General features: G+C 66.3%; 16 protein-coding genes. 10 read left to right on the forward strand and 6 right to left on the reverse strand.

Features of this window, described 5'->3' with window-relative positions:
- Nucleotides 1-4: 4 nt before the first annotated feature.
- Nucleotides 5-1060, reverse strand: coding sequence for a TRAP transporter substrate-binding protein (locus C1H69_RS12310; protein WP_102653704.1), 1056 nt, complete (start codon nucleotides 1058-1060; stop codon nucleotides 5-7).
- 371 nt (nucleotides 1061-1431) lie between these two features.
- Between C1H69_RS12310 and C1H69_RS12315 the strand changes: the two genes are divergently transcribed.
- The 8 genes from C1H69_RS12315 to C1H69_RS12350 all read left to right on the forward strand — a co-directional run bounded on the left by C1H69_RS12315 (nucleotide 1432) and on the right by C1H69_RS12350 (nucleotide 10128).
- Nucleotides 1432-2400, forward strand: a complete 969-nt coding sequence (locus C1H69_RS12315; RefSeq protein ID WP_102653705.1) for an MBL fold metallo-hydrolase — start codon at nucleotides 1432-1434, stop codon at nucleotides 2398-2400.
- A 121-nt stretch (nucleotides 2401-2521) separates the two neighbouring features.
- Nucleotides 2522-4258, forward strand: coding sequence for an FAD-dependent oxidoreductase (locus tag C1H69_RS12320; RefSeq protein WP_102653706.1), 1737 nt, complete (start codon nucleotides 2522-2524; stop codon nucleotides 4256-4258).
- Nucleotides 4245-4466 carry a DUF2783 domain-containing protein gene (locus C1H69_RS12325; RefSeq protein ID WP_102653707.1) on the forward strand — a complete coding sequence of 74 codons (222 nt, stop codon included), beginning with the start codon at nucleotides 4245-4247 and terminating at the stop codon, nucleotides 4464-4466. Before C1H69_RS12320 ends, C1H69_RS12325 begins: the two co-directional genes overlap by 14 nt.
- 41 nt (nucleotides 4467-4507) lie before the next feature.
- On the forward strand, nucleotides 4508-5818 hold the full coding sequence (gene hmgA, locus C1H69_RS12330; RefSeq protein WP_102653708.1) for a homogentisate 1,2-dioxygenase: 1311 nt from the start codon (nucleotides 4508-4510) through the stop codon (nucleotides 5816-5818).
- 60 nt (nucleotides 5819-5878) lie between these two features.
- On the forward strand, nucleotides 5879-6898 hold the full coding sequence (locus tag C1H69_RS12335; RefSeq protein ID WP_102653709.1) for a fumarylacetoacetate hydrolase family protein: 1020 nt from the start codon (nucleotides 5879-5881) through the stop codon (nucleotides 6896-6898).
- Nucleotides 6899-6928: 30 nt separating this feature from the next.
- Entirely contained in the window at nucleotides 6929-7573 is a 645-nt protein-coding gene (gene maiA, locus C1H69_RS12340) for a maleylacetoacetate isomerase (RefSeq protein WP_102653710.1), read from the forward strand.
- A gap of 128 nt (nucleotides 7574-7701) precedes the next feature.
- Nucleotides 7702-8922 carry a multidrug effflux MFS transporter gene (locus C1H69_RS12345; RefSeq protein WP_102653711.1) on the forward strand — a complete coding sequence of 407 codons (1221 nt, stop codon included), beginning with the start codon at nucleotides 7702-7704 and terminating at the stop codon, nucleotides 8920-8922.
- Between the two features lie 3 nt (nucleotides 8923-8925).
- Nucleotides 8926-10128, forward strand: a complete 1203-nt coding sequence (locus C1H69_RS12350) for an MFS transporter (protein ID WP_102653712.1) — start codon at nucleotides 8926-8928, stop codon at nucleotides 10126-10128.
- Nucleotides 10129-10139: 11 nt separating this feature from the next.
- Here the strand turns inward: C1H69_RS12350 and C1H69_RS12355 are convergent, their stop codons facing one another.
- Nucleotides 10140-10517: a SpoIIAA family protein gene (locus C1H69_RS12355; protein ID WP_165789472.1), complete on the reverse strand. Its 378-nt coding sequence runs from the start codon at nucleotides 10515-10517 to the stop codon at nucleotides 10140-10142.
- 90 nt (nucleotides 10518-10607) lie between these two features.
- The gene (locus C1H69_RS12360) at nucleotides 10608-10772 is read right to left on the reverse strand and encodes a DUF1127 domain-containing protein (protein ID WP_102653714.1); all 165 of its coding nucleotides are present in this window, start codon (nucleotides 10770-10772) and stop codon (nucleotides 10608-10610) included.
- A 165-nt stretch (nucleotides 10773-10937) separates the two neighbouring features.
- Between C1H69_RS12360 and C1H69_RS12365 the strand changes: the two genes are divergently transcribed.
- Nucleotides 10938-12368 carry an aminotransferase-like domain-containing protein gene (locus tag C1H69_RS12365; RefSeq protein ID WP_102653715.1) on the forward strand — a complete coding sequence of 477 codons (1431 nt, stop codon included), beginning with the start codon at nucleotides 10938-10940 and terminating at the stop codon, nucleotides 12366-12368.
- Here the strand turns inward: C1H69_RS12365 and C1H69_RS12370 are convergent.
- Both C1H69_RS12370 and C1H69_RS12375 read right to left on the reverse strand, forming a co-directional pair.
- Nucleotides 12313-12561, reverse strand: coding sequence for a DUF2783 domain-containing protein (locus C1H69_RS12370; RefSeq protein ID WP_102653716.1), 249 nt, complete (start codon nucleotides 12559-12561; stop codon nucleotides 12313-12315). The genes C1H69_RS12365 and C1H69_RS12370 overlap by 56 nt on opposite strands.
- A gap of 1 nt (nucleotide 12562) precedes the next feature.
- Complete coding sequence (locus C1H69_RS12375; protein ID WP_102653717.1) at nucleotides 12563-14239, reverse strand: FAD-dependent monooxygenase; 1677 nt, start codon at nucleotides 14237-14239, stop codon at nucleotides 12563-12565.
- 106 nt (nucleotides 14240-14345) lie between these two features.
- Here C1H69_RS12375 and C1H69_RS12380 point away from each other — a divergent pair, with 106 nt between their 5' ends.
- Entirely contained in the window at nucleotides 14346-15134 is a 789-nt protein-coding gene (locus tag C1H69_RS12380; protein ID WP_102653718.1) for a helix-turn-helix transcriptional regulator, read from the forward strand.
- 51 nt (nucleotides 15135-15185) lie between these two features.
- Here the strand turns inward: C1H69_RS12380 and C1H69_RS12385 are convergent, their stop codons facing one another.
- The gene (locus tag C1H69_RS12385; protein WP_133154971.1) at nucleotides 15186-15623 is read right to left on the reverse strand and encodes a hypothetical protein; all 438 of its coding nucleotides are present in this window, start codon (nucleotides 15621-15623) and stop codon (nucleotides 15186-15188) included.
- Nucleotides 15624-15791: the final 168 nt, after the last annotated feature.

Below are 15791 nucleotides of genomic sequence, written 5' to 3' on the forward strand. Positions count from 1 at the left end.
AAGATTACTGCTGCACGACGCGATCAGCGATTCGGTCGCCTTCAGCGGCCAGGGCCAGCTGCTCGCGGAAGTGCTCGAGCGCCGCTGCGGCGTCCACACCACGGTCCTCCACGGAGGCCGCCCACTCCGCGATGAGATCGACGGTCACATCACGCAGTGTCTCGATGTCCTCTTCCGAAGCCTGGGTGAAGGTGCTGCCCCGCTCCTCGGCAAAGGCCACGCCGCGCTCATCCATGGTGTCCATCATGTAGCCGAACAGGCGCGACAGATCCTCGCCGGAGACCCGCTCGATCGCCTCGCGGTCCTCGGGAGAGATCTGATCCCAGAGCATGGGATTCATCACGATGGCGAAGCTGCCACGATAGAAACCGCCATCCACCGACAAGGTGTGGGGCAGGACCTCGGCCACGCGGAAGCTGCGCAGCCCCTCCAGGGTCAGCATGGCGCCGTCGATGACGCCTTGGGAGGCGCCTTCATAGACGCTGGTGGGCGGCATCGCCACGCCGGAAACGTTCATGGCACTGGCCAGGCTGGTCATCACCCCGCCGCCGACCCGCAACCGCTGGCCAGTGAGGTCATCCAGGTTGTCGACCTGGTCACGGGTGAAGATCTGGCCCGGGCCGTGCACGCCCATGGCCATGACATCGATACCACGATGCTCCTCCGCCTGGGCCAGATATTCCTGATAGGTGCGCCAGTAGGCGGCCGAGGCCGCTTCGGAGGAGAACGCCTCGAAGGTGGGGAATTCCGGCAGCTTGGTCAGCTCGAAGCGGCCGGACATGTGACCGTGGAAGATCCAGCTGGCATCGGCAATGCCATCGGCGACGATTTCCATCTGTGCCGCCGGGGGGCCCATGTCGTGCACCACATCCACGGTCACGCGACCTTCGGTGGCCTCTTCGACCCACGCCTTCCAGGTCGGCCAGACCATGGTATTGATGCCGTGATTAGGGCCACCCCAGGTGCTGACGGTAATGGTTGTCTGGGCCAGCAGCGGCGTGCTGAAACCGAAGCCGAGCGCCGCCACGGCGCCGATCATCAGGCGATTGGCTGTTTTCATGGTGTGCTCCTACATCGTCACGGGGCGGGCAATATCGCACCGACATTGTTGTGTTCTGGGCCGGGCTCCCGCCGGGACGGGGCGTGAGAGCTCAGCCAAATGCGTTCTGCCGCTGTCACCATGCCGCCAGTTAATCTCTCCTGCAACTAATTTGATAGAAAATTGCATTAGACTTAAGTCGCAAAAAGGCAATAAATCCATGATCTTAAGCAATCTTCTCTCACTTCTGTCCGGCTTGCTTGTGAAACTGGTCCGTGGTTTGCTGGACAACTAGTTTCAACAGCAACTATGCTCCGAGCATCCAGCAAGCCAGCCCCAAGCCAGCCGCCGTCATCGCCTGGTTCTGGCGCCCCGACGACATTGGAGGAATCATGAGCAAGACGTTCGCCTCACACGCCGATACCGAAGAGAAGCAGATCAGCTTCACCAAGCTGGCCGAAGGCCTCTACGCCTACACCGCCGAAGGTGATCCCAACACCGGCATCGTCATCGGCGACGACAGCGTGATGGTGATCGACACCCAGGCGACACCGATCATGGCCCAGGACGTGATTCGCCGGATACGCGAGGTCACCGACCTGCCGATCAAGCACGTGGTGATGACCCACTACCACGCCGTGCGCGTGCTGGGCGCCTCCGCCTACGATGCCGAGAACATCTACGCCAGCCAGAACACCTACGACCTGATCGTCGAGCGCGGCCAGCAGGACTACGAGTCCGAGGTCGGCCGCTTCCCACGCCTGTTCCGGGGCGTGGACTCCGTGCCCGGCCTGACCTGGCCGACCATCGTCTTCCAGAAGGAACTGACGGTGTTCATGGGCAAGCGCGAAGTGCGCATCATCCACCTGGGGCGCGGCCACACCAAGGGCGACACCATCGTCTGGCTGCCCGAGGAGAAGGTGATGTTCTCCGGCGACCTGGTCGAATACGGCGCCACCCCCTACACCGGCGACGCCTATCACGAGGACTGGCCGGCCACCCTGGACCGCCTGCAGGCGATGGACCCGCAGAAGCTGGTGCCGGGGCGGGGCGATGCCCTGCAGTCTTCCAAGCAATGCCAGGAAGCGATCCAGGGCACCCGTGACTTCCTCGCCGACATGTACCAGAGCGTCAAGGCCGGCAAGGCCGCCGGCAAGTCGCTCTCCGAGTGCTATGCCGAAACCTATGCCCTGCTGAAACCCAGGTACGGCCACTGGGTCATCTTCGACCACTGCGTGCCCTTCGACATCACCCGCTGCTATGACGAGGCCGGCGGCGAGTATCCCGACCCGCGCATCTGGACCGCCGAGCGCGATACCCAGATGTGGCACTCGCTGCAGGACGTCGTCGAGAACCAGTAAAACGTCATTTCCAAACCTGGCGAGTGGCGCCGGGGCAGGTCGCAGCGAAGGCCTTTCCCGGGGAAGGGTTCACAGCGCCTTCGTGGAGGCCTGCCCCGAAACAGCCGCAGTCGGAGGAGCCATGCCCAGCACCTACAACAATCCCGTCTACCCCTATCACCGTCCGCCGGAGCTCGACCGTGACGGCGTACGCCACTGCCCGGTGGTGATCGTCGGCGCCGGCCCCACCGGCCTGGCCATGGCCATCGACCTGGCCCGGCAGGGCATCGACAGCGTGGCGCTCGACGACAACAACACCGTCAGCGTCGGGTCCCGGGCCATCTGCTTCGCCAAGCGCACGCTGGAAATACTCGACCGCCTGGGCTGCGGCCAGCCGATGGTCGACAAGGGCGTGACCTGGCGACATGGCCGCGTCTTCTTCCAGGAGCGGGAGGTCTACGACTTCGACCTGCTGCCGGAGGAGGGCCACCGCATGCCGGCCTTCATCAACCTGCAGCAATACTACTTCGAGGAGTACCTGGTCGATCGTGCCAACGAGCTCGCCGACCGGATCGACCTGCGCTGGAAGCACAAGGTCACCGAGGTGGAGAGCCTGGCCGAGCGCACCCGGGTCACGGTTTCCACCGACGACGGCGACTACCGCCTTGCCTGCGACTACCTGCTGGTGGCCGACGGCGCCAACAGCAGGATTCGCGACATGCTGGGGCTGGAGAGCAAGGGTCAGGTCTTCCAGGATCGCTTCCTGATCGCCGACGTGGTGATGAAGGCCGAGTTTCCCACCGAGCGCTGGTTCTGGTTCGACCCACCCTTCCATCCCGACCAGTCGGTGCTGCTCCATCGGCAGCCGGACAACGTCTGGCGCATCGACTTCCAACTGGGTTGGGACGCCGATCCGGAGGAGGAAAAGAAGGAAGAGAACATTCGTTCCCGGGTGCAGGCGATGCTCGGCGAGGGAGCGGAGTTCGACCTGGAATGGGCCAGCGTCTATACCTTCCGCTGCCGCAAGATGGACGACTACATCCACAACCGGGTGTTCTTCATGGGTGATGCCGCCCACCAGGTTTCGCCCTTCGGTGCCCGCGGCGCCAATGGCGCCCTGCAGAGCACCGAGAACCTGGCCTGGAAGCTGGCCCGGGTAGTCAAGGGTCAGGCCCCCGAAGCGCTGCTCGCCACCTACAACGACGAGCGCCAGCAAGGTGCCGCCGAGAACATCCTCAACTCGACCCGCGCCACCGACTTCATCACGCCCAAGAGCCGCATCAGCCGCGTATTCCGCGATACCGCCCTGGGGCTGGCCGAGCACTATCCCTTCGCCCGCAGCCTGGTGAACAGCGGCCGACTGTCGGTGCCCTGTCGCTACGACGATTCTCCCCTCAATGGCGAAGGCTCCGAGGGCTTTCCGCTGGAGCTGCGACCCGGCAGCCCTGCCAAGGACGCCCCGGTGCGACTCGACGGCAAGGACGCCTGGCTGCTCAATCAGCTCGGCGACCGCTTCGTCCTGCTGCTCGACGGCCGTGTCGATACCGCCCGGGCCGAGGCACTTCGCAGCGAGCTGCAAGCGCTGCTGGACGAAAGGGACGACCTGGGCCTGGTGGTGGTCGGACCGGCGCCACACGTCCTGTCCGAGCTACCACGCAGCACCATGGTCGAGGATGCCGAGAACCTGATCGGCGAACGCTACGGCCTGAGTGCCGGTGCCGGCTACCTGCTGCGCCCCGACCAGTATGTGACCGCCCGCTGGCCCGACGTCTCGGCCATGGCAGTCGGCGCGGCAATGGACCGCGCCCTGGGCGCCAACCTTGCCGCCGTTTCCGAATATCGCCCCGACAACCAGGGAGACCGCCATGCCACGGCTTGAGCTGAACCCCAACTTCACCGACCCGGACGCCTTCTACGCCGCCCTTGCCGCCGCCCACCGCGAGTGCGGCGACGAGCAGAGCGAGCGCATCAACGCCCGACTGATCCTGCTGCTGGCCAACCACATCGGTGATCAACAGGTGCTCGAAGAAGCGCTGGAAATCGCCGCACAGGCCGCCGCGCCAGAGGCCCGGCGGCGGCACGGATAATGCCCTGGATCACAGGCAGTCAATGTAAAGAGGATATTCCCATGACATCCGAGGCTCTCGAGTACCAGAGCGGTTTTCGCAACCACTTCGTCAGCGAGGCACTGCCCGGTGCCCTGCCGGCGGGGCGGAACTCACCGCAGCGCTGCGCCTACGGCCTCTATGCCGAACAGTACACCGGCTCGGCTTTCACCGCGCCGCGCCATCAGAACCTGCGCAGTTGGCTCTATCGCATCCGTCCTTCGGTGGCGCAGAGCGCCTACCGGCCGTTGACGATCGAGGGAGTGGCCACCGCACCGCTGGCGAAGCCCGCCGCCGATCCCAACCAGATGCGCTGGGACCCGTTGCCGATCTCCGATACGCCCACCGACTTCATCGACAGCCTGCTCACCGTGGCGGTCAACGGCGACGCCGGCGCCCAGGCCGGCTGTGGCGTGCACGTCTACGCCTTCAACCGGGACATGACCGGGCGTTTCTTCTATAACGCCGATGGTGAACTGCTGATCGTGCCGCAGCTCGGCACCCTGCGTTTGCGCACCGAGCTGGGTGAGCTGCAGGTGCAGGGCGGTGAGATCGCCGTGATCCCGCGTGGTATCAAGTTCCAGGTGCGTCTGGCTCAAGGTTCGGACGCGGCCCGCGGCTATATCTGCGAGAACTACGGCAGCCCACTGGAATTGCCGGGCCTCGGCCCCATCGGCGCCAATGGCCTGGCCAACCCGCGGGATTTCCAGAGCCCGGTGGCGACCTACGAGAATCTCACCGGCGACTTCTCGCTGGTGGCCAAGTTCTCCGGTCGCTTCTGGGAAACCCGGCTGGATCACTCGCCGCTGGACGTGGTGGCCTGGCACGGCAACTATGCGCCGTACAAATACAACCTGTCCCACTTCAACACCATCAACACGGTGAGCTTCGACCATCCCGACCCGTCGATCTTCACCGTGCTGACCTCGGCCTCCGACACCCCGGGAATGGCCAACCTGGACTTCGTGATCTTTCCACCGCGCTGGATGGTGGCCGAGGGCACCTTCCGCCCGCCCTACTTCCATCGCAACCTGATGAGCGAATTCATGGGATTGATTCATGGCGAGTACGATGCCAAGGCGGAAGGCTTTCTGCCAGGCGGCGCCAGCCTGCACAACTGCATGTCGCCCCACGGGCCGGATGCCGATACCTTCGAGAAGGCCAGTGCCGCCGAACTGACGCCGCAGCGTCTGGACGATACCCTGGCCTTCATGTTCGAGAGCCGCTACGTCTACCATCCGACCGAGGCGGCCCTGAACGCCGACATTCGCCAGCGCGATTACGCCGACGTCTGGTCGACCCTGCGCTCGCACTTCGACCCGAACCAGGCCTGATACCGCAGAACGCCGTAATCGGATTCACGTCGACCCCCTGACGACAAGGATTGAACGACTATGAAACTCGCCACACTCAAGAACGGCCGCGACGGCGAACTGATCGTGGTCTCCCGCGACCTGGCCCGGGCCGTGCGTGCCACCGACATCGCCCCCACCCTGCAGCAGGCGATCGAGAACTGGGACGCGCTCGCCCCCAGGCTGGAAGCCCTCTACGCCCGGCTCAACGACGACCAGGCCAAGGGCGCCTTCGACCTCGACCAGAGCAAGCTGCACTCGCCGCTGCCGCGCAGCTATCACTGGGCCGACGGTTCCGCCTACCTCAACCACGTCAAGCTGGTGCGCCAGGCGCGCAACGCCGAGATGCCCGAAACCTTCTGGACCGACCCGCTGATGTACCAGGGTGGCGGCGACCGTTTCCTGGCCCCCACCGAGGACATCGAGGCGGTCAGCGAGGAGCACGGCATCGACTTCGAGGGCGAGATCGCGGTGATCACCGACGACGTGCCCATGGCAGTGACGCCGGAGCAGGCCGCCGGCCACATCAAGCTGATCATGCTGGTCAACGACGTCAGCCTGCGCGGCCTGATTCCCGGCGAGCTGGCCAAGGGCTTCGGCTTCTTCCAGGCCAAGCCGGCCTCCAGCTTCTCGCCGGTCTGCGTGACGCCTGACGAGCTGGGTGACGCCTGGCGGGAGGGTCGCGTCCACCTGCCGCTCACCGTGCACCTCAACGGCGAGGCGTTCGGCGAGCCGGAAGCCGGCCCCGACATGGTCTTCAGCTTCCCGCAGCTCGTCGCCCATGCGGCCCGGACCCGTTACCTGGGTGCCGGCGCCGTGGTCGGCTCGGGTACCGTCTCCAACCCCGACCCCGACGGCGGCCCCGGCAAGCCGATCGCCGATGGCGGCGTGGGCTACAGCTGCCTGGCCGAGGTACGCATGGTCGAGCAGATCCTGCACGGCCAGGCCAAGACCTCCTTCATGCGCTTCGGCGACCGGGTGCGCATCGAGATGTTCGACCGTAACGGCAAGAGTCTCTTCGGTGCCATCGACCAGCAGGTGGTGAAGTACCAGCCCAAATAAGCAAACCCAAGCAACCAGCGGAGAAAAACGATGACGACGCTATACGGTTATTTCCGCTCGTCGGCGGCGTATCGGGTGCGCATCGCGCTCAACCTCAAGGGGCTGGACTACGCCCAGGTGCCGGTCAATCTGGTCAAGGGCGAACAGCGCTTTGATGCGAATCTCGCCCGCAATCCCCAGGGGCTGGTGCCGGTACTCGAGACCGACGAAGGCGTCCGGCTGGCCCAGTCGCTGGCGATCTGCGAATACCTCGACGAGCGCCACCCCGAGCCGGCACTGCTGCCGGCCGACGCCGAAGGCCGCGCCCGGGTACGCTCGCTGGCGCAGCTCGTCGCCTGCGAGATCCACCCGCTCAACAACCTCAAGGTGCTCAAGTATCTGGTCCACGAACTGAAGCTGGACGACGACGCCAAGCTGGCGTGGTATCGCCACTGGATCGCCGAGGGCTTCACCGCCCTGGAGGCGCGGCTGGCGGGCGAAGCCGCCACCGGTGTGTTCTGCCACGGCGACACGCCCACCCTGGCGGACCTTTGCCTGGTGCCCCAGGTATTCAACGCCGAGCGCTTCGAGTGCGACCTCGCGCCATATTCGACGATCCGGCGCATCACCGAACGCTGCCGCAGCCTGAAAGCCTTCGCCGAGGCCGCCCCGGGCGAGCAGCCGGACGCGGGGTGAGCAACGCCGGGACATTTAGGCTATATTAAGCAGGCTAACGACTAGCGGGTGCCGCTCTCCATGCTCGGGTCCGAGCCGGGGGAGCGGCGCCCGCTGGTCGTTGTTCGTCTTCCCGAGGAGAGCTCGATGTGCTGAGGCTGAAGTCCCCTGCCACGGTGGTAACACTGGCGGCACTGACCGCGCTGGGTCCGCTGGCCACCGACATGTACCTGCCCGCCATGCCGGCCATGGCCGAGGCGCTCGACACCGGCCCCGATCAGGTGCAGCTGACGCTGAGCCTCTATATGGCCGGCTTCGCCATGGCCCAGCTCCTGTACGGCCCGCTTTCCGACCGCTTTGGCCGCAAGCCGGTCATGGTGGTCGGCATCGGCCTGTTCCTGGTCGCCAGCCTGCTGTGCGCCTTCGCCCCCACCATCGAGTGGCTGCTGGCGGGACGCTTTCTGCAGGCCCTGGGCGGTGCCGCCGGACCGGTGCTGGGGCGAGCCGCGGTGCGTGACATACACGGCCCCATCGAGGCCGGGCGCATCCTCTCCTACATGGCCAGTACCATGGCACTGGCCCCGGCGCTGGCGCCCATCGTCGGGGCCGGTCTTCTGCTCATGTTCGGCTGGGAGTCGATCTTCATCCTGCTGGCGGTGTATGCCGCGGTGATGCTGCCTTTATTGATCCTGGCGCTGCCGGAACCGCTGCCCCTCGACCGGCGCCAATCGATTCACCCGGCGGCCATACTCGCCAACTTTCGCATGTTGCTCGGCCAGCGCAGCTTCATGGGTTATACCCTGACCAACGCCGCCGCCTTCTCGGGCCTGTTCGCCTATCTCTCCGGCTCGTCGTTCGTGCTGATCGAGTTTCTCGGCGTTTCTCCCTTCCAGTACGGCCTGTTCTTCACCGTGATCGTGGTGGGATTCTTCACCGGCACCCTGCTCAGCGGCCGCTACAGCCACCGGCTGGGACGCGACCGGCTGGTTCATCGGGCCACCCTGATGTGCGCCCTGGGCGGCGGCATCATGGCCCTGCTGGCGCTGGCCGGCGTGTTCCATGCGGCAGCCGTGGTTGGCCCTCATATCCTGTTCATGGTCGGTGTGGGCATCCTGATGCCCCAGACCATGTCCGGCGCCTTGGCGCCCAACCCCCAGTGCGCCGGTGCGGCATCCTCGCTATTCGGCTTCCTGCAGATGACCATCGCCGCCGTCGTCGGTGCCGCCGTGGGCCAGATGCATGACGGAACCTCGCGCACCATGGCGGTGGTCGTCGCGCTGGGCGGGCTGCTCGCCGTGGCTGGCTACCTGTGCCTGGTGAGGCCGGCCCAACGGGCGGCGGCAACCGACCCGGCACGACAGGAAACCTGACGCATGGTGACGCCCTCTCGACGGATCATTCTGCTGCTGGCCCTGGCGGGTTTCGCCAGCATGGCCTCCATGCGGGTCACCGATGCCATGCTGCCGGCACTGTCGCTCGCCTTCGAACGCCCGGTGGCCGACGTGGCGCAGAACATCACCTTCTTCGCCATCGCCTATGGCCTGATGCAGCTCTGCTATGGCCCTCTGGGCGACCGCCACGGCACCCTCCGGGTCATCGGGCTGGCAACGGTGGCCTGCGCACTGGGCGCACTGGGCTCGGCTCTGTCCGGTTCGCTGTCGATGCTGCTGGTGTTCCGCACCCTGACCGGTGCCACGGCAGCGGCGATCATCCCGCTCTCCATGGCCTGGGTGGGGGACAACGTGTCCTATGACCAGCGCCAGGTCACCCTGGCCCACATGCTGTCGGGTGCCGTCATGGGCCTGATCACGGGTCAGGTGCTCGGTGGCTTGCTGGCCGATACCCTGGGCTGGCAGGCCGCCTTCTTCCTGCTGACCGCCCTGTTCCTGCTGGCAGGGGCTCTGCTGCTGTCGACGCTTCATCGCCAGCCTGGCCTGTCGCCCCTCGGGGCGGAGCAGGGCGAGGTCGCCTTCGTGTCGCGGTTGCGCGATATCCTGCTCATCGCCCGCGCCCGGCGCATCCTGGCGCTGGTGTTTCTCGAGGGCATCGCCGCCTTCGGTGCCCTGGCCTTCGCCGCCAGTCATCTGTATGAACGGCTTGGCGTATCGCTGACCCAGGCCGGGCTGATGGTGGCGCTGTTCGGCGTGGGCGGGCTGATTTTCGCCGCTCTCGCCAGGCCGATGGTGGCCCGCCTGGGCGAACCGGGCCTGGCCGCCGGGGGCGGCCTGCTGATGGGAGTCGGCTTCATCGGGCTGGCCGTGGCCCAGCAGCCGGTATCGGCCACCGCCGGTGCCTTTGCCGCCGGCCTGGGCTTCTACATGATGCACAGCACCCTGCAGATCAACGCCACGCAGATGGCCCCCGCGGCTCGCGGTACGGCCATGGCCGTGTTCGCCGGTTGCCTGTTCCTCGGCCAGTCGGTGGGGGTCAGCCTCGGCGGGCTGGTGCTGCGCCTGGCGAATAGCCTATGGCTGCTGGCCGGGGCCGGAGTGTGGCTGCTGGTCCTGGGGCTGGCCTTCGCCTGGCTGCTGCGCCAGTGGCGGGGCGAGCGGACCACGGCCACCGCGCAGTCATAGCCCCCCGACCATCAGTCGCTCCTGAAGCCAGCGACCCAGCGCATGGCCTCTTCCAGCTCCCCAGCGTGGAAGACCCGCGCCTCGAGCTGGGGGAACAGCTTGTCGGCAAGCCGGGTCGTGGTCTCGATCCAGCGCTTGTCGGCGATCACCGCGGCGCGCTTGAAGCGGTGGTACTCACCCAGCTTGCTCAGGGCGTAGGCCAGGTCGCGCTGCACGGCGCCGGCCGTCATGTGGTCGAATTCCGTCATGTCGGCCAGCACGCCGATATGTTCGTTGTGCTCGAGCTTCGCCTCGATCTCGGGAATCAACGCGTCGTAATCCTCGCCGCGCAGCGTGCCCGATATGCGGAACGCCGCCACGTACTCGGGGGCCGGTAGAATCTCTATCATCGTCTTTCCTCCATGTCTGCCCGGTTGCATCCTTGTCTTCTTCTTACGGCAGTATGGACCAGCGCGGGTTCCCGGCAACAAGCCGGTGAATCATTGCCAGAGCGGCTTGCATACCTCGCGCTCGGCCGTGGCCCGGTCGATTCCGATGTCAGCCAACAGGTGGTCGTCGAGGTGGCGCAGTTGGCGCCGCGAGCGATGGCGTTGCTGCTGGGCCTTGAGCCAATGGAGCAGGTGCAAAAGGCGTTCGAGGGTCATGTCGGCATCTCCTGTCGGTGCGCTCTGACAGGCTATGGCCGTTCATGGATTCAATACAGATTCAGAGATACAATAATTTTTCGGTACAGATAGGGCTATCCTGCTTCTGTATCGTGCGATTTCGCATCATCTGTATCAAATAAAAGCTCATCCCCCGGATCTGTCATGAAACGTTACGATCAAGTGGCGCAGGCCCTCACCCAGCGCATCGAACAGGGCCAGTATCGCACCGGCGACCGGCTACCCTCCGTGCGCGCCCTGTGCCGCGAACTCGGTGTGAGTATTTCCACGGTGCAGGAGGCCTATCACCGCCTGGAGGCTTCGGGGCTGGTCGAGGCACGCCCCCGCTCGGGCTACTACGTGCAGCCCAGGCCGACCCCGAACGTGCTGCCGAAGGTGTCACGCCCCGCCCAGCGCCCACTGGACGTTTCCCAGTGGGATCAGGTCCTGGAGCTGGTGGCACGCTCACCCGAGGAGGACCGCCTGCTGATGCTGGGGCGTGGCATTCCCGATCTTGCAGCCGCCAGCCTGCGTCCCCTGCAGCGTCAGCTGGGCACCCTGCACCGGCATGTGGCGGCCCACGGGCTCAACTACGACAGCCTGCAGGGCAGCCTCGCGCTACGCCGCCAGGTCGTGCGGCTGGCCGCCAAGTCGGGCAGCCTGCTGCATCCCGACGACGTGCTCATCACCACCGGTTGCCAGGAAGCGCTTTCGCTCGGCCTGCGCACCCTGACCGAGCCGGGCGACGTGGTGGCGGTGGACTCGCCGAGCTTCTACGGCACCATGCAGATCCTCAAGGCTCAGAAGCTCAAGGCGCTGGAGATCCCCACCGACCCACGCAGTGGTATCAGCCTGGAGGCGCTGGAACTGGCGCTAGAGCAGTGGCCTATCAAGGCCATCCAGGTCACGCCCACTTGCAACAACCCGCTCGGCTACACCATGCCCGAGGCGCAGAAGCGTGCCCTGGTGGCGCTGGCCCAGCGCTTCGACGTGGCCATCGTCGAGGACGATATCTATGGCGACCTCTCGTTCGACACGCCCAGGCCGCGCACTCTCAAGAGCTTCGATGACGATGGCCGGGTGCTGCTGTGCAGCGCCTTCTCCAAGACGCTGGTACCGGGGCTTCGGGTCGGCTGGATGGCACCGGGGCGCTATCGCGACCAGGCCCTGCACATGAAATACGTCTCCACCGGCGCCTCGGCCACGCTGCCGCAGCTGGCGGTGGCCGAATTCGTCCAGCACGGCTACTACGAGCGCCATCTGCGCGAAATGGTGCGTCAGTACCGCCAGCATCGCGACATCATGATCGACTGGGTGACGCGCTACTTCCCGGCCGGTACCGGTGTCAGCTATCCGCAGGGCGGCTTCCTGCTATGGCTGGAGCTGCCGGGCGCCATCGACTGTGTACGCCTCAAGGAGCGCCTGGCAAGCGAGGGGCTGCACATCACGCCGGGCTCGCTGTTCTCGGCCTCGGGCAAGTTCCGCCACTGCCTGCGCCTGAACTATGCCGCGGCGATGACGCCCGCCATCGAGGCCGGCGTCAGACATGTCGGCGAGGCGGTAACGGCACTGCTGGGCCAGGAAGCGCCGGCCTGACGTCACCGCCGCCCCGGCGCGCCTCCTCGATGGCCGCCATTACCCGTTCCACGTCGCCCACCCGGTGAGCCAGCGCCAGCGCCAGCTGGGCGAGAAACAGCCGCTCCTGATCCTCGGGCAGTGCGTCCAGGGTCTCGGCCAGGCGTTCGTAGACCCGCTCCAGGTCGGCGAAGGGCAGTGTCGTATCGGTCATCTCATGCTCCCCCCAGGGCGGTGGTGAGTGCGGCGGCGAGTGCGGCGAGGCCGAGGTGCTTCCAGCGCGCCGCCACGTGGCGGTCGGGACGCACCAGGTAGGCGCTGCCCGGCTCGGCGCCATAGGCATTGAACAGGCTGCCGTCGGCATCCACCCGTGCTCCCTCGGCCCCTGGCGCGCGAGCGACGGTCAGCAGGTCGATAGGCCGATCCTGTTCCTGCAGGGTGGCCAGGCGATCCTGCAGTGCCGGCTCGACACGGCCGTCCTCGCTGAACAGCAGCAGGGTGAAGCCTGTGCCCAGGTGATCGAGCAGGAAGTCATCCTCGCCCAGGCGACGGTTGGGCAGCGGTGCCCCCGGGACAGGGCCGGCGGCGAAGTCGTCGCTATCGGCCAGGGTCAGCGGGCTCTCGGCGTAGGTGTAGGGCGTGACCTGGCGGGGGTCGGCGAATCCACTGGCATAGTCGTTGGCGAGCGCAAGCGTCAGGGCGGCGTCGCGCATCAACCGATAGCCACGAGTCGGCGGGGTCATGAAGCGGGTGCTCTTGCCGGCATTGGCGAAGACGTCCAGCGTGGCGCCGCGCCGCTCCGGGCTGTAGCTGTCGAGCAGCCGATCGTTGGCCCGGCCCTTGAGTACCCAGACCAGCTTCCAGGCGGCGTTCGCGGCATCGGCGATACCGTTGTTGAGCCCGCGCACACCGAAGATCGGCACCAGGTGGGCACTGTCACCGATGAACAGCACCCTGCCGTGACGATAATCGTCCAGCGCCAGGGTGTAGGCCTTGTAGAGACTCCACCACTCCAGCTCCCAGTCGTCGCCTTCGCCGAGCATAGTGATGATGGTGCCGACCCGCTCACGGATGCTGGCTTCCTCCACCGCCTTGTCGGGGTCCTCATCCGGCAACAGCTGGTAGTCGATGCGCCAGATATCGTCGGGCTGCTTGTGCACCAGCAGGGTGGACCCGGGCATCACCGAGGGGCTGAAGAAGGCGCGGCGCTCGGTGGGGAAGTCGGACTTCAGGCGTACGTCCGCGATCACGTATCGGCCTTCATAGGCTTCGCCGTGCAGGGCCAGGTCGAAGGCCTTGCGCACCACGCTGCGGGCCCCGTCGGCGGCCAGCAGGTAGTCGCATTCGAGGCGGTAGTCGCCCTTGGGCGTGCTCACCTGCAGAGTGACGCCGCCATCGTCCTGGCTCACGCCGGTCACCGCACTCTGCCAGCGCAGCTCGACGCGCTCGCTCTCGGCGGCCTTGTCGATCAGGAACCGCTCGATGTACTGCTGTTGCAGGTTGACCATCGGCGGGAAGCGCTCCTGCTTGGAGTGGGGCATCTCGAAGCGATGGATCTCACGGTCGCGAAAGTAGGTGCGACCTCGGGTCCAGCCCAGGCCCTTGTCCACGAAGGGAGCGTCGACGCCGAGCTGCTGCAGGATCTCGAGGCTGTGACGGGAGATGCAGATCGCCCGCGAGCCGTCGTTGACGGTGGCCTTGTCGTCGAGCACCACGCTCCCGATGCCGTGGCGGGCCAGTTCCAGCGCCGCGGTGACCCCCACCGGGCCGGCGCCGACGATGGCCACCCGATGGCGCACCGCTTGCCCGTCGAGCTCGGCGGGACGAACGAAGGGAAAGCGGGGATAATCGAAATAGAGCGAGTCGGTCTCGGCGCGTCCGGCGGGTCGCATGGGGCGGCTCCTGTTGGCATTGTGTCTACCGACAGCCTACCCCGGGAGCAACCCGGCCGATGTCCCGCAAAAGCCGGGACACCACGCGACAAGAGGCAGCGACGAGATGCGTGAATCCTGCAACGACCCGACCGCTGACTGGCCGGCGCTGATGCCGCCCATAGCGGAATGTGTGGCGCGGCTAGGCGAGGCGGGCTTCGACGAGGTGCTGCTCGCCCTGCTGCGCCAGGCGGTCGGTATCGAGCAGTGCATGATCTTCGCCTATGACGGCGCGGATGGAGTCGATTGCCTGCTGGCGGCCAACGAACGTCAGCCGCGGGTCGCCGGTCGCCTGGCCCGGCTCTACACCGAGGGGCTATTTCGGCACGACCCCAACTACCGGCGCCTGGCGGATACCGCCTCGCCCGCAATGGAGCTGGCGCCGATGCGGCCCGAGGCCATGCCGGAGAGCTACCGCGGCAACCTGTTCGCCTTTCCCGACCTGGTCGACAAGGTGGCCCTGACCCTGCGCGAGACCGAAGGCGCCTATACCCTCAACCTCTATCGGGGGCGCGAGGTCGGTCCCTTCGACGATAACGACCTGGCCACCCTGAATGCCCTGGCGCCGCTGCTGGCCAGCCTGATACGCCGGCACTATCGTCATCACCTGACGCAGGGCAACAGTGGGCCCACCATTCTGTCACCCAGCGCCGAGGAGGCCGCCGTGCTCGCGCCGCTCTCCGAGCGCGAGCGCCAGCTCTGTCTCTACCTGCTGCGCGGCCACACTCTCAAGACCGCCGCCGCCGAACTCGATATCGCCCTCTCCACCGCCGAAACCTACCGCAAGCGCGCCTACGCCAAGCTGGGCGTGCCCTCCAAGGCGCGGCTGGTGGCGCTGTGTCGGCAACAGGGCTGAACGCATTACGCCCCGGCATGCCGGGGCGTAATGGGAGCGAAGAACGGCCCCTCAGGAGGAGTACGCGACCTGGCGATCGAAGGCCGCGGCGTTGGGGCAGAAGGCACGGCACTCATCGACGTCGGCGTCGCGGCGCATGGCGCGCCAGCAGTAGCCGGCCACCGGGCAGGCGTTGCAGTTGCCGCGCAGGCTCGGATAGCTGACATGCGCGGCGACGCTCGCCTCATCCAGGCCGAAACGCTGCAGCATGGCCGGCATCAGGGTGTCGGCCGGCACGAAGGCGCGATACCCACCCTGGTCGAGGTGGCGTGCCACCTCGCGCTCGAAGGCGGGCTCCAACGGCGTCTCCAGATCCTGGAGGATCTCGCTGTAGACCTGCGGCGACCTCTGCTCCATCTCCCGTACCAGCCGAGGCGTGGCGGCACGATAGTTGCGCTCACAGACACGCCCCCACCATGAGCTCCACGAAGATTTCGGTGTGTGATTCATGAGGACTCTCCCGTCAGGTGCGTTTCCGACAGTATCGCCCCCTGGCTCCAGCCCGACATTGACGTGGGTCAATCTAGTTTCGATTGAAACGAATGGTGGCCAGCGGCTGCCCCAGACGCAGCAGGCACGGCATAGGCCGTGCTTGCTGTCTGGGTGAAATGGCTATCG

The sequence above is a fragment of the Billgrantia endophytica genome (assembly GCF_002879615.1).
Lineage (GTDB): Bacteria > Pseudomonadota > Gammaproteobacteria > Pseudomonadales > Halomonadaceae > Halomonas > Halomonas endophytica.

What these genes read in the sequence shown, in the direction of transcription:
- C1H69_RS12375 (WP_102653717.1), bottom strand. Translation starts at nt 14,239, where the DNA reads ATGCGACCCGCCGGACGCGCCGAGACCGACTCGCTCTATTTCGATTAT.
- C1H69_RS12385 (WP_133154971.1), bottom strand. Translation starts at nt 15,623, where the DNA reads ATGAATCACACACCGAAATCTTCGTGGAGCTCATGGTGGGGGCGTGTC.
- C1H69_RS12335 (WP_102653709.1), top strand. Translation starts at nt 5,879, where the DNA reads ATGAAACTCGCCACACTCAAGAACGGCCGCGACGGCGAACTGATCGTG.
- C1H69_RS12350 (WP_102653712.1), top strand. Translation starts at nt 8,926, where the DNA reads ATGGTGACGCCCTCTCGACGGATCATTCTGCTGCTGGCCCTGGCGGGT.
- C1H69_RS12310 (WP_102653704.1), bottom strand. Translation starts at nt 1,060, where the DNA reads ATGAAAACAGCCAATCGCCTGATGATCGGCGCCGTGGCGGCGCTCGGC.
- C1H69_RS12320 (WP_102653706.1), top strand. Translation starts at nt 2,522, where the DNA reads ATGCCCAGCACCTACAACAATCCCGTCTACCCCTATCACCGTCCGCCG.
- maiA (WP_102653710.1), top strand. Translation starts at nt 6,929, where the DNA reads ATGACGACGCTATACGGTTATTTCCGCTCGTCGGCGGCGTATCGGGTG.
- C1H69_RS12315 (WP_102653705.1), top strand. Translation starts at nt 1,432, where the DNA reads ATGAGCAAGACGTTCGCCTCACACGCCGATACCGAAGAGAAGCAGATC.
- C1H69_RS12325 (WP_102653707.1), top strand. Translation starts at nt 4,245, where the DNA reads ATGCCACGGCTTGAGCTGAACCCCAACTTCACCGACCCGGACGCCTTC.
- C1H69_RS12370 (WP_102653716.1), bottom strand. Translation starts at nt 12,561, where the DNA reads ATGACCGATACGACACTGCCCTTCGCCGACCTGGAGCGGGTCTACGAA.
- C1H69_RS12380 (WP_102653718.1), top strand. Translation starts at nt 14,346, where the DNA reads ATGCGTGAATCCTGCAACGACCCGACCGCTGACTGGCCGGCGCTGATG.
- C1H69_RS12365 (WP_102653715.1), top strand. Translation starts at nt 10,938, where the DNA reads ATGAAACGTTACGATCAAGTGGCGCAGGCCCTCACCCAGCGCATCGAA.
- hmgA (WP_102653708.1), top strand. Translation starts at nt 4,508, where the DNA reads ATGACATCCGAGGCTCTCGAGTACCAGAGCGGTTTTCGCAACCACTTC.
- C1H69_RS12360 (WP_102653714.1), bottom strand. Translation starts at nt 10,772, where the DNA reads ATGACCCTCGAACGCCTTTTGCACCTGCTCCATTGGCTCAAGGCCCAG.
- C1H69_RS12355 (WP_165789472.1), bottom strand. Translation starts at nt 10,517, where the DNA reads ATGATAGAGATTCTACCGGCCCCCGAGTACGTGGCGGCGTTCCGCATA.